1 protein-coding gene is annotated in these 14,426 nt (G+C 69.8%); it reads right to left on the bottom strand.

The window, feature by feature from the left end:
- Nucleotides 1-44: 44 nt before the first annotated feature.
- A complete protein-coding gene (locus AB0L57_RS25895; RefSeq protein WP_364967164.1) occupies nucleotides 45-14,174 on the bottom strand; it encodes a type I polyketide synthase in 14,130 nt (4,709 codons plus the stop codon).
- Nucleotides 14,175-14,426: the final 252 nt, after the last annotated feature.

Below are 14,426 nucleotides of genomic sequence, written 5' to 3'. Positions count from 1 at the left end.
AGCTCCAGATCGTGCGTGCTCGGTTGCGTGGCGGTGTGGCTGGGTCAACTGATGTGGTCGATGAAGTCGAACAACTCGCGGTCGTCGGCGGATTCGAGAGCGTCGGCGCCACCCGGGCCCGGGGGCTCGGCGCCTTCGAGCTCACGCAGCAGTGCGGTCAGCCGGTTGGCGAGGCCCGATCGATCTCCCGCCGACAGCTCGGCGGTGGTGTAACTGCGCGCCAGCGCATCGAGTGCCGCCGCAATGCGTTCCGCGGGCGTCTCGACCGGCACGAGTTCCTGCCGCAGGTGCGCGGCCAGTGCCTCCGGGGTGGGATGGTCGAACATCGCCGTAGTGGACAACTGCACGCCGGCGGTCGATTTCAGCCGGTTGCGGAATTCCATCACGGCGAGCGAGTCGAATCCGATGTCGCTGAACGGTTTATCCGGCGGGGTCGAATCCGCACGGTGGTGTCCCAGCACAGCCGCGGCCTCGGTCCGGATCACCTCGAGCAGGACGCGTTCCTGTTCGGCGGCCGGGCGGTCGCGCAGTTGGTCCACCAACGACGCCGAAGACCTACCCGCCGTCCCGGCATGCTTGTGGCGGGGAGTCCCGTTCGGCTGTTGGATTCCGGCCGAGAGCTCGCCGGAATGACGAGCGGACCTGCGGCCCGATGGCCACGTGAGGTCACGCATGAGCGGGCGCACCGTATCCGGCTGTGCCGCACCGAGAGCGGTCCGATCGATTCGAGTCGCCACGAACACCGGCCGGCCACCCGCCAACGCGGCATCGAGCAGCTCCATTCCGTCCTCGTCGCCGAGCGGCAGTAGACCCTCGCGTCGCAAACGGGCGAGATCGGTTGCGCTGAGCGCACCGGTCATACCGCCGCTCTGCTCCCACGGTCCCCAGACCACCGAGGTCGCGGGCAGCCCGTGCACGTGCCGATGGTGCGCCAGCGCATCGAGGAAGGCATTCGCGGCCGCATAGTTCGCCTGGCCCGCATTGCCGATCACCCCCGAGATCGAGGAGTACAGCACGAAGGCAGACAGCTCCATGTCCTGGGTCGCCTCGTGCAGATTCCAGGCCGCATTCACTTTGGCCCACAACACCTTCGAGAACTGTTCCCGGGTCATCGTGGCGAGCAGGCCGTCGGCCAGCACGCCCGCCGCATGGACGACGGCGGTCAGCGGATGCCGGTCCGGGATCGCCGCCAGCACCGCGTTCAGCGCGGCCCGGTCGGCCACGTCGCACGCGACGATCTCGACCTCCGCACCGAGGGCGGTCAGCTCGGCGACGAGCTCGGCCGCACCCGGCGCGTCCGGACCACGTCGGCCCGCGAGCACCAGCCGCCGCGCACCATGCGCGGTGATCAAATGACGCGCGGTCACCGCCCCCAATTCCCCTGTGCCACCCGCGATCAGGACCGTGCCCTCGGGACGCAGCGACCACGCCGGGGATTGTGGCGATGCGGGTTCGAGGGCATTCGAATCACCGCGGTTCAGCCGCGGCGCGTACACCTGCCCATGCCGAAACGCGAGCTGGGGCTCGTCGTCCGCACCCAGAGCCCGAACCACCGCGCTCCGATGATCCGCCCAGTCCTCGACATCGACGAGCACGATCCGATCCGGGTTCTCACTCTGCGCGGTGCGTATCAGACCCCACACCGCGGCCGTGGACAGATCCACCGACTCGTGCGGGTGCACCGCGACCGCCTGCCGCGTCACCACGACGATCAGCCGATCCACGGCCAGCAGTCGCTGTATCCGCGCCGCGAGTGCGATCACCGAATCCCGTACCGCCGTCGGGAGATCGTCACCGGTGGCAGCTCCGGTGTACAACAGTGCATTCCACCGATGCCCATCGAGCGGCGGCATCGACGCGTCACGCCGTGCGCCCGTGCCGGTGCCGTCGGCGGCGAAGCCCGTCGCATCGGCCCGCGCACCCTCGGATTCGGTGCCCAACAGCTCATTCCACCGCTGCGCATCCAGCCGCAACACCGTCGCATCCCGTCCGGCGATCGTCGCGATCTCGCCGTCGTCGGTGGAGCTCCAGGTGTCGACCGCGGAGAGCTCCCCGCCAGGCGGCCCTTGGGTCATTCCGGTCGGGTCTCGGCCGAAATCTTGACCACTGTCCGGGATTTCGGCCACAAACATGCCCGTTCGGCGGGACGCGTCCGGATGACGAACGATGCTGTCCGCGCGCCCATCGGACTCGGGTAGCGCGACCCAGGTCAATTCGTATCCGACGCCGTCGTCGCGACGGTGCGCCGAGCGGAGTGCATCGGGTGGCAAGGCCCGCAGCGTCAGTGCCTCGATGTCGGCGACGGCCAGGCCCGACGGATCGGCGAGTGTCAGGGCGATCCGCGCACCGCCCGGCCCGGAATCGGTCACGGCGGCGCGGACCCGCACGGTGGTCGCGGCGGTTGCGTGCAGGGTGATGTTCTCCCAGGAGAACGGGACGACCACCCCATCGGTCTCCGAAACCAGCCCGCCGAGCAGGATCGGGTGCAGCGCGGCATCCAGCAATGCCGGGTGCACACCGAATTTCGCGCCGTCCGATGCGACGGGCTCCGGCAGTGCGACCTCGGCGAACACCTCGCCGTCCCGCGACCACAGGGCGGTCAGCCCGCGGAATGCCGGTCCGTACTCGTAGCCTCGCTCGGCCAGTTCCGCATAGGCGTCGTCGATCACCATCGACGTCACACCTGCGGGTGGCCAGCTCGGGCCGAGATCCGGAGCAGGCGTCGCCGGTCCCGCGGCGAGGGTCGCTACCGCGTGCCGAATCCACCGGTCCGCTACTCCATTCGGCACATCCGCGGCATCGCTGTCGGACCGCGAGTACATCGACACCGTCCGTGCACCGGTTTCATCCGGTGCGCCCGCTACCACTCGTAGTCCGACGGACTTGTCGTCCGGCAGCGGCAGCGGCGCCTCGATTACCAGGTCCGCCAGGCGCGGGCAATCCATCACCGATCCCACGTGCACAGCCAGTTCCACGAAGGCAGCACCGGGCAACAACACCGTCCCGGCGACAGCGTGATCGGCCAGCCAAGGTTGCGCCGCCGGCGACAATCTCCCGGTGAACACCACGTCCCGGGAATCCGGCAGTCGCACCATCGCGCTCAACAACGGATGCCCCGCAGCGTCGAGGCCCGATTGCCACAGATCCGGAGCGCCGACCGGCCGCGCCCAGTAGCGGCGATGTTGAAATGCGTAGGTGGGCAACGTTATCCGGTTCGCGGTGCGGCCCGCGAACAGCGGCGCCCAATCCACCCCGACACCGGCGACAGCGGCCTGCGCCAGTGCGGACACGAATTGCGCCGCCTCATCACCAGATGCCTCGACCGAAGCTCCAGTCATCATCCCGGCACGATCGCGGCCGGGATCTCGCCCCAGCGCGTGGATTCCGGCCGAGGGGTCGCCGGAATGGGGAGAAGAACCTTCGCGCTGTTGCGTCGCGCGCCGGATGGTCGCGACCACGCTCGACTTCGCCTCGACCGCCGGCAGCTCGGCCAGGCATCGCCGAGTCATCGCGGCCAGCACCGCATCCGGCCCGATCTCCACGAATCGCCGCGCACCCGCCTGCGCCAGAGCCTCGATACCGGGCGCGAACCGGACGCACTCCCGCACCTGCCGAACCCAGTACTCGGGATCGGTCAGCTCGGCCGCGGCCAGGTCCGCCGACACGTTCGACACGATCGCCAGCAGCGGCTCCCGATATGTCACTCCTTCGGCGACGGAACGGAACTCGTCGAGCATGGGATCCATCAGCGCCGAGTGGAATGCGTGACTGACCCGGAGGCGGGAGGTCTGGACTCCCGCTCCGGCAAGCCGTGCGCCGATCTCGTCCAGCGCAGCCGCTGCCCCGGAAAGCACCACCGACGCGGGCCCGTTCACGGCGGCCAGCGACACCCGCTCGTCGTACTCGGCGACCACTCGCTCCGCCTCGGCCTCCGGCATCGCGATGGCGAGCATCGAACCCCCCGCCGGCAGCGCGCCCATCAGCCGGCCACGCGACGCCACCAGCCGGCACGCATCCGAAAGCGACCACACCCCCGCCACATACGCCGCCGCCAGCTCACCGACCGAATGCCCGATCAGCACATCCGGCGTGACACCGAAGGATTCGAGCAACCGGAACAACGCCACCTCGAACGCGAACAACGCCGGCTGCGTGAATTCTGTCCGATCGAGCACATCGGACGCGTCATCGAGAGCCTCCGGATGATCGCTGTGAGCGCCGCCGCTTCCCGTCATCCCGGCAGGCTTTCGGGCGGAATCCACCACGTCGCCCGAGATCCCGGCTACATGCGTGCCAGGCCGGGTGCGACCGCTATCGACCAGGCGGCCGGTGAACATCAATTCCCGCAGCGAACCGCCCAACAGTGGATCGAACTCCGCGCACACCTCGTCCAACGCATTCGCGAACGCCGGGAACGCCCGATACAGGCCCGCGCCCATACCAACTCGCTGCGCACCCTGACCGGTGAACAGGAACGCCGACTTCCCCGGAGTCTCGGCCCCCTCGATCGTGCCCGGGGCACCCGCCGCCACATCGGCCAGACCCGAGAGCAATTCGTCCCGATCCCGGCCGACGACGACCGCCCGCCGGTCCAGCAGTGCCCGCGTGTCCACCAAAGACTCTGCCACCGACCAGATATCGGCCTCCGGACGCTCGGCCGCCCACGCTCGCAACCGTTCCGCCTGCGCCCGCAGGGCTTCCGCCGACGTGGCCGACACGGTCCACGGCACCGTGTCGACGTCGATCCGCGGTTCGGGACCGGGCGGCGGCACCGAAACAGCTTGTGCCGGAGCCTCTTCGATGATCACGTGCGCATTGGTGCCGCTGATCCCGAACGACGACACCCCGGCCCGGCGCACTCCGTCACCGGCCGGCCACGCCTGCGCCTCGGACAGCACCCGCACCGACCCCGACGACCAGTCCACGTGCGGCGACAGGGAATCCACGTGCAGGGTCGCCGGCAGCGTCTCGTGCCGCAGTGCCTGCACCATCTTGATCACGCCGCCGACGCCCGCGGCCGCCTGCGTGTGACCGATGTTCGACTTGAGCGAGCCGAGTCGCAGCGGCGCTCCCGCACGGTCCTGTCCGTAGGTGGCGAGCAAGGCCTGCGCCTCGATCGGATCGCCCAGTGCCGTTCCGGTGCCGTGCGCTTCGACCGCATCCACATCCCGCGGCCGCAGCCCGGCATTCGCCAGCGCGGACGCGATCACCCGCTGCTGCGACGGCCCGTTCGGCGCGGTCAGGCCGTTGCTCGCACCGTCCTGATTGACGGCGCTGCCGCGCACCACCGCCAGCACGTCGTGCCCCAACCGGCGCGCATCCGAAAGGCGCTCCACCACCAGCACCGCCGCGCCCTCGGACCAGGCGACACCGTCGGCGTCGGCGGAGAACGACTTGCACCGGCCGTCGCGAGCCAGCCCGCGCTGCCGCGAAAACTCCTGGAACACCATGGGGGTCGACATCACCGTCGCACCACCGACCAGCGCCAGCGAGCTCTCACCCTGGCGCAGCGCCTGGCAGGCCAGATGCAGCGCCACCAGCGACGACGAGCACGCCGTGTCCACCGTCATCGCCGGTCCCTCCAGACCCAGCGCATAGGCCACCCGCCCGGACACCACACTGCCCAGGCCGCCGGTGAGAACATATCCTTCGGTCTCGGACCCGGCCTGGCCCGCCACCGTCTCGTAGTCCTGATACATCACGCCCGTGTAGACACCGGTATCGGTGCCGCGCAACGATGTCGGGTCGATTCCCGTGTGCTCCAGAGCTTCCCAGGACACCTCCAGCAGCAATCGCTGCTGCGGATCCATCGCCGCCGCCTCGCGCGGACCGATCCCGAAGAACCCGGGATCGAAATCACCCGCGTTATGGAGGAATCCACCACGCCGGGTGTAAACGGTGCCGGGCCTATCCGGATCCGCGTCGAAGAGCCGCTCCAGATCCCAGCCGCGATCCGACGGGAAATCGCCGGTCCCGTCCCTGCCGGACAACACCAGATCCCATAATTCGTCCGGCGATTCGACACCGCCGGGGTAACGGCAGGCCATGCCGACGATCGCGATGGATTCGTCCACGCGGGTACGGCGCGGCACGCGCGTCGCCCCGGAACCGGAGTCCGTGCCCTCGATCCGCGACTGCACGAGGGTCGCGACCGCCGCGGCGGTGGGATGGTCGAACACCAGCGTGGACGGCAACCGCACACCGGTGGCCTGCGCCAGCCGATTCCGGAATTCCACGCCGCCGAGCGAATCGAAGCCCAGCGAATCGAAGCGCTCGCCGGGACCGACATCCGCCGCCGAACCGTGCCCCAGCACCGCTGCCGCGTGCTCCCGAACCAGGTCGAGCACCATCTCGGCGCGCCGGACCTCCGGCACCCCGCGCAACCGGGCACCCAGCGAACTCGACTGTGCCGCCGACCGATCCGTGGCACGGGGCAGGAAACCGCGCAGTACCGCGGGCACCGCACCCCGGCCCGCTGCCCGCCGCAGCTCGGCTGGGTCGAACCGGATCGCGATCGAGTGTGCGGCGGCACCACTGATGGCCGTATCGAACAGCCGCAGCCCTTCCTCGTGCCCGAGCGCGTGCAGGCCGAGCCTTTCCCAGCGGGCGACCGCGCTGCGGTCCATTCCCCCGGTCATGCCGCTCACGGAGTCCCACGGCCCCCACGCCACCGAGGTCGCGGGCAGCCCTTCGGCCCGGCGACGCCGCGCCAGCGCGTCGAGGAACGCATTGACCGCCGCGTAGTTCCCCTGCCCCGCTGACCCGATCGTCGCCGCGACGGACGAGAACAGCACGAACGCCGACAGCTCACAGTCTCGGGTGAGCTCGTGCAGATGCCATGCGGCCTCGGCCTTCGGCCCGAACACCCGCTCCAGCTGCCCGGCGGTGAGGCCCGCGACGGTCCCGTCATCGAGCACACCCGCCGCATGGACGACACCGGTCAGCGGGCGATCCGCCGGAATCGAATCGAGCAGCGCGCGAAGGGCTTCGCGATCGCCGACATCGCAGGCCGCCACCGCGACGGCAGCGCCGCTCGCCGCGAGATCGGACACCAATTCCGGTGCACCGTCGGCCGTTTCGCCCCGACGCGACACCAGCAACAGACTACGAACATCATGCACGGCGACCAGATGCCGAGCGACCAGTGCGCCGAGGCCACCGGTCCCACCGGTGACCAGAACGGTCCCCGCACCGAACGAGCCCCCGGGCTCGCCCTCGTACCCCGCTCGCACCTCGCGCGCGCGAGCCGCACCCTCACCCCGCGACCCCGCAGGCCCCTCGCCGATCGCCCTGGCAGGAGCCGCGGTGGCCTCCGCGTCCGCCGATCCGGAACGACGAGGCGAGGTTGCCGCCGGGCGCTTCACCAGCCTCGGGACGTGCATTGCTTCGTCACGCACCGCGGCCTGCGGTTCGCCTGCCGCGATCACCGCACCGACCAGCGCCGGAATATCCTGTGGCACACCAGCTGCCGGATCGGTGTCGACGAGTACGAAGCGGCCCGGATGCTCGGATTGCGCGGTGCGCAGCAAGCCCCAGACAGCAGCCCCGAAAAGGTCCGGCGCCGCGCCCGGTAGAGCTGCGGCGTTCGCGGTCACCAGGACCAGCCGAGTGTCCGCCAGACGGTCCTCGGACAGCCAAGCCTGCACTGTCATCAGCACCGTTTCGAGGTGACCCCGTACAGCTACCGGACTGCCCGGCGTGGCCCCGCCGGGGAGGATGATGTCACCCTGCGTGCGGTTCGGACGGCCGTCATCACCCTCGGTACGGCGGCCATCGTCCCGGTTCGAAACTCGGGGAGCGTCCGGTTCCGGGCGCCAGATCACGACATCCGGAACTTCTTGTGCCGCAGCCAGTTCCGATGGGCTCGCGAAGCAGGTGTCAATTCCGTCGACTGGTTGCGGACCGAGCACGGCCATCCGGACGGCGGGCCCACTCGGTGCCGCGGCGAGCGTCCACTGGACCTCGTACAGGTCGGCGTCATCCCCGGCCAGGGTGCGGCGCAGCTGTTTCACGTCGTGGGGCCGCATCACGACCGCGTCGACGGAGACCACGGGCCGCCCCGAACCATCGACAGCCGCAACGGCAATCGTCTCCGGACCGTTCTCGGTCGCGATGACCCGCAGCGTCGTCGCACGTCCCAGCGGCCGGTACAGTCGAGCTCCGCCCCAGCGGAACAGCAACCTGCCGGAGTCCGGGCCGGGCTCCTGATCACGCCAGAGCAGCCCGGCCAGCCCGGCGTGCAGCACCTGGTCGAGCAGGGCCGGATGCAGCTCGAACCGCTGCGGTTCGGGCGCGGCCACCGGATCCAGGGTGATCTCGGAGAAGACGGTTTCGCCCCGCCGCCACGCGGCTTCCACACCGATCAGCGCCGGACCGTATTCGAGCCCGGTAGCTTCGGCGATCCGCCCGGGAATCCACGCCGGGTCGAGAATTTCAGCGTCGACCGGCGGCCAGGCCTCGTCCTGCAGCCGGTCCAGCAGCCGGTGGTCACCATCCCACGAGGGCGCCAGTACACCGCTGGCGTTGCGCACCCATTCGCCCGCCTGGCGGAAGTAGAAGCCGAACTGCCGCCGTCCGGACGAGTCCGGCTCCCCCACCGACACCTGAAGCTCGACCTCACCGTCGCCGGCCGGCGGCACCGGAGCCTCCAGGGTCAGCTCCTCGACGACACCACAATCGATACGATCGCCTGCGGCAAAAAGGAATTCGACGAGGGCGGAACTGGGCAGCACCACGGTGCCGTAGGTCATGTGGTCGGCGACCCACCGATCGGCCGACAGCGAGAACCGGCCGGTGAATACGAATTCGTCCGCACCGGCCACCGGCACGACACCGGTCAGCAGCGGGTGAGCGAGAGCATCGGCGCCTTCGGCACGCGGCGGCAACCAGAACCGCTGATGTTGGAAGGCGTACGTGGGCAAGGGAACTCGCCGACTCCGCCGCAGCAGCGGCGCCCAATCCACATGCACACCGGATACGTGAGCCTGCGCCAGCGTGGCCGAGAACTGCTGGGCCTCATCGTGATCCCGGCGCGCGGCGGCGATCACAATCGTTTCGGTGTCCGCCGCGAGCGTTCGCCGGGTCATCGCCGCCAGTACCGCGTCGGGCCCGATCTCCAGGAACCGCCGCACACCCGAGGCGTGCAAGGTCTCGATCCCGGGCGCGAATCGCACCGCGGTCCGCACCTGCCGAACCCAGTAGGCAGGCTCGGTCATTTCCTCACCGGCAAGCCTGCCCGACACAGTGGAAACCACCGGAAGCCGGAGCCGGTTGTAGGTCAGTCCCTCTGCGACAGCCTTGAATGCGGCCAGCATCGGCTCCATCCGATGCGAGTGGAACGCGTGGCTGACCCGCAGTCGTGACGTCTTCGCGCCACGCTCGGCGAACACCGCCCCGATCTGCGTGACCGCATCCTCGTCTCCCGAGACCACCAGGGCCGCAGGCGCATTCACCGCGGCGACCGAAGCTCGCCCGGGATACCGTTCCACGACGTCGTTCACGTCGGCTTCGGATGCTCCGATGGCCAGCATCGCCCCGCCCTCGGGTAGCACTCCCATGAGCCGACCGCGCGCCGCCACCAACCGGCAGGCGTCCTCGAGCGACCACAGTCCCGCGACACAGGCGGCCGCGATCTCGCCGATCGAATGCCCGATCAGCACATCCGGGGTGACGCCGAACGATTCCAGCAGGCGATACAGCGCCACCTCGAAGGCGAACAGCGCGGGCTGGGTGAACTCCGTCCGGTCCAGCACGCCGGCGTCACCGAACATGATGTCCCGCAGGGGGATCGTCGCGGAGTTCTCGCGTTCGGAGATCGAATCGAATTGGGCGCATACCGAATCCAGCGCCTGCGCGAATACCGGGAACGCCTCGTACAGCCCGGCGCCCATACCGGCCCGCTGCGCACCCTGACCGGTGAACAGGAACGCCGTGCGCCCCGAACCCGCGACACCTTCGATCACACCGGCGCCGGACCCCGAGTCGGCGAGATTCGCCAACCGCTCGAGCAGCTCGTCCCGATCGTGCCCGAGGACCACACCGCGTGAATCCAGCTGCGCCCGCGACGTCGCCAGCGCATAGGCCGCATCCGCCATATCGATCTCCGGCCGCTCCGCCAGCCAGGACCGCAGCCGCGCCGCCTGCGCCCGCAGGCCCGCCTCCCCCTTGCCCGACACCAGCAACGGCGTGACGCCCGTATTCGGCCGCTTCGCAACGTCTTCGACAAGCCCCGGTGTGGCGGGCGCCTCTTCGAGGATCACATGCGCATTGGTGCCGCTGATCCCGAACGACGACACACCCGCGCGACGCGACCGCTCCCCGGCGCTCCACGGCTCGGCCGCGGTCAGCAGCCGCACCGCGCCCGCCGCCCAATCCACATGCGGCGACGGCGTCTCGGCGTGCAGCGTGCGCGGCAGCCGCTCGTGCCGCATGGCCTGCACCATCTTGATCACACCGGCCACCCCGGCGGCGGCCACGGTATGGCCGATATTCGATTTCACCGAACCGATCCGCAACGGTTCCCGTTCGCCGCGATCCTGTCCGTAGGCGGCGATCAATGCCTGCGCCTCGATCGGATCACCGAGTCTCGTGCCGGTCCCGTGCGCCTCCACGGCATCCACGTCGGCCGCCGAGATCCCCGCGTCCGCGAGTGCCTGCGCGATCACCCGCTCCTGGGACGGTCCGTTCGGAGCGCTCAGGCCGTTGCTCGCACCGTCCTGGTTCACCGCGCTGCCGCGAATCACGGCCAGGACATCGTGGCCGAGTCGGCGCGCGTCCGAAAAGCGTTCGAGCACAAGTACACCCGCGCCCTCCGACCACGCCACACCGTCGGCCGCCGCCGAGAACGCCTTGCAGCGGCCATCCGGTGCCAGGCCGCGCTGACGGGCGAAGTCCACGAACAGATCCGGACCGGCCGCGATGGTCACGCCACCGGCCAGCACCAGCGAACTATCGCCGCCTTGCAGTGCCCGGCACGCCAGATGCACGGCCACCAGCGACGAGGAGCACGCCGTATCCACCGTCACCGCCGGACCTTCCAGCCCGTACACATACGCGATCCGGCCCGAGACGACGCTGTGCGATGTCCCGGTCAGCCGGTAGCCCTCCAGATCGCCGGTGACCCGGTCCGCGTAGCCCGAGGAGCAGGCACCGGCGAATACGCCGGTATCGCTGCCCCGCAACGACATCGGATCGATGCCCGCGTCTTCCAATGCCTCCCAGGATGTCTCCAGCAGCAGCCGCTGCTGCGGATCCATCGCCAGCGCTTCCCGGGGGCCGATACCGAAGAAGCCCGGATCGAAATCGCCCGCACCGTCGAGAAATCCACCGCGGCGGGTGTAGACCGTCCCCGGCTTGCCGGGGTCGGTGTCGAACAGCCGGTCCAGGTCCCAGCCGCGGTCGCCGGGGAAGTCGCCGATCACGTCCCGGCCCGCGAGCATCAGATCCCACAGATCCTCGGCGGAGCGCACTCCCCCCGGGAACCGGGCGCCGATGCCGACGATTGCGATGGGTTCGTCCGTGCTCGCACGCCGAGATACCCGGTGCGTGGTCGAATCCGTGCCGGTGACCCGGCCGGACAGCAGTGCCACCACCGCATTCGCGGTGGGGTGGTCGAAGACGAGCGAGGCGGGCAACGGCAGGCCGGTGGCCCGGATCAGCCGGTTCCGCAACTCGACTCCGCCGGCCGAATCGATACCGAGCTCGGTGAACGGCAGATCGGGGTCGATCGATCGGGGCGCATCGAGGCCCAGTACCGCGGCGGCGTGATCTCGGACGATATCGAGAACCACTGTGGCACGCTGATATTCGGGAACGGCCGGCATGGTGCGGGCGAGTGGCCCGTCCAGCCATCGGCCGGCCGTCGGCTGCTCGGCGATTTCGGCGTCGGCACCGGTGACGACCGCCGCGTCGGTGCGGAAGTTCCGGCGCTGGAACGCGTACGGCGGCAGGTCGACCCGGGATCCACCGGCGACCAGCGCACCCGGATCCACGCCGATACCGGTGCAGTACGCCTGTGCCAGCGATGCCAGGAACCGTTGTGGGCCGCCCTCGTCGCGCCGCAGGGATCCGACCACCGCGATATCCTCGGCCGCTTCGGCGGCCTCGATGCCCATGACGAGTACCGGATGCGGGCTGACCTCGACGAATCCGTTGACTCCGTCCGCGATCAGCGCCGCGACGGCCTCGGCGAACCGAATCGGTTCCCGCTCGGAGCGATACCAGTACTCGGCGTCCAACTCGGCCGTATCCAACCGGTCGGCGAATACCGTCGAAAAGAACGGCACCGGCCCGGATTGCGGCCGGATCGGCGCCAACTCCGTGAGCAGCCGGTCACGGATCTGCTCGATCGCCGTCGAATGCGATGCGTAGTCGATCGGCACCCGGCGGGCCCACACGCCGTCGCGTGAGCACTCGGCGAGAAATTCCGTCACCGCCGATACCGCACCGGACACCACGCATTGCGCGGGTCCGTTCACCGCGGCGAGTGACAGCCGATCCCCGTACGCCGGCAGCCGTTCCCGGACCGCGTCGGCGCCGAGTCCGACCGAGACCATGCCCCCGTGTCCTGCCAGTTCCTCGGCGAGAGCCCGCGACCGCAGCGCCACCACCCGCGCCGCATCGGCCAGCGACAGTCCTCCGGCAACATGGGCGGCGGCGATCTCGCCGTGGGAATGACCGATCACCACATCTGGTTCCACACCGGCCGCTCGCCACATCCGGGCCAGCGAGACCATCACCGCGAACAGCGCCGGCTGCACGACATGCACTTGATCCAATGCGGGCGCGCCGGGTTCACGGCGGAGCACCGCGGTCAGCGACCAGTCCACGTACGGCTCGAGCGCCGCTTCACATTCCGCGATCGACTCCGCGAACACCCCAGCCGATTCCAGCAGCCCGAGAGCCATCCCCTCCCACTGACTGCCGTTCCCCGGGAAAACGAACGCCACCCGCCGCCGCGCGGCCCGCCCGGTCACCGGCTCGATCGCCACCGCGGGCGCGGCCGGGTCGGCCAGTGCGGTCAGCCCCGTCAGCAGCTCCTCCCGGTGACGTCCGATAACGCCTGCGCGCCAGGGCATTTGGGCACGTGTGGTCAGCAGCGAATGCGCCACGTCGTGCGCGCTCAGCTCCGGATATCGCAGGATCCACTCCCGCAGCCGGGCCGCCTGCGCCGCGACGCCGCTCGCGCTGCGTGCCGACACCAGCCACGGCACCGCGCCGGGAGCCTCGCCCGCCGTCGCCGCGAGGACCGCCGATGCGGGCGCCTCCTCCACGATCACACGAACGTTCGGTCCCGCCGCGCCCGATGACGCCACGGCCACCCTGTGTGGTTCGGCCACGGGCCGCTGTTCGATGCCCGCCACCGGTGGATCCGAATCCACAGGCGGAACCGGTGACGCGGCATCGGCCGTGGATTCCCGGCGACGCACACTCAGCACGATCTCGATCAGGTCCGCGATATCGGCGGCACCCTCCAGATGTTCGCCACTCCTCGCGACCGATCCGATGGCCGGTGGCACATCCGGGTACCCGGTGCCGGATTCGCCGAGCGCGGCGGTCGCCGGATCATCGGCACCACTTCCGGTGGCGTCGATCGCGCTGCCGCGAATCACAGCATGAATACGATCACCGTCGGTGACGGCCTGTGCCAGTGGTTTCACCACCACCACACCGCCTGCCTCGCCGCGCATGAACGCGCCCGCCAGGGCCACCTCACACTCGCCGCGACGCAGGCTCTCAGCGGCCGCGTGCACTGCGACCAGTGAGGAGGCCTCTGCACCGTCGATCAGGACGCGGGGACCGCCGAAACCGAGGCAGTCCGAGACACGGTCGACAACACTGCTTCCGGCACCACCCAGGAACACACCGCACCGCCGGGGTTCGCGGCCCGGCGCGGTCAGGCCCGCGTCCTCGAGTGCCTCCCAGCACAGCTCCAGCGCCAGCGCCTGGGGTGGATCGACCAGCCGGGCCGCGGCCGGCGACATCCCGAAGAAGGTCGCATCGAACTCCCCCGCGGTATCGGCGAATCCGGCCTGATCGGTGCCGCTTTCCCACTCGGATGTGCCGATCGCTTCGCGCCCTGGTCGCAGCAGCCGCCGAAAACTGTCGAGATCGGCCACGCCCGGCATCCTGCAGGCCATGCCGACGAGTGCGACGGCAAAAGCCGATCCGGTCACCTCAGATCATCCTTCCTCGTGGCGCACGAACTTCGCGCCCCCTCATCCGCCCCCGATCGCCACGAGCCACCGTGCCGGACAAGTTCCGTTCCATCAGGGCAGACCACCCGTGAAACCGCGCGACGCCGTGACCGAAGCCCACGACGTCGCTATCGGAGACAATCGTGGTGTTTGTCCGGATCGCCGAACAGGCCGTGGCGTGATCGAATCACATGTCCGGCCAGAATCTCTGAAGTGCGTCGATGCGAAACA

It is taken from the genome of Nocardia sp. NPDC052254, assembly GCF_040679495.1.
Lineage (GTDB): Bacteria > Actinomycetota > Actinomycetes > Mycobacteriales > Mycobacteriaceae > Nocardia.
The sequence above is the reverse complement of the archived record's forward strand: the minus strand, read 5'-3'. Positions and strand labels throughout refer to the sequence as shown.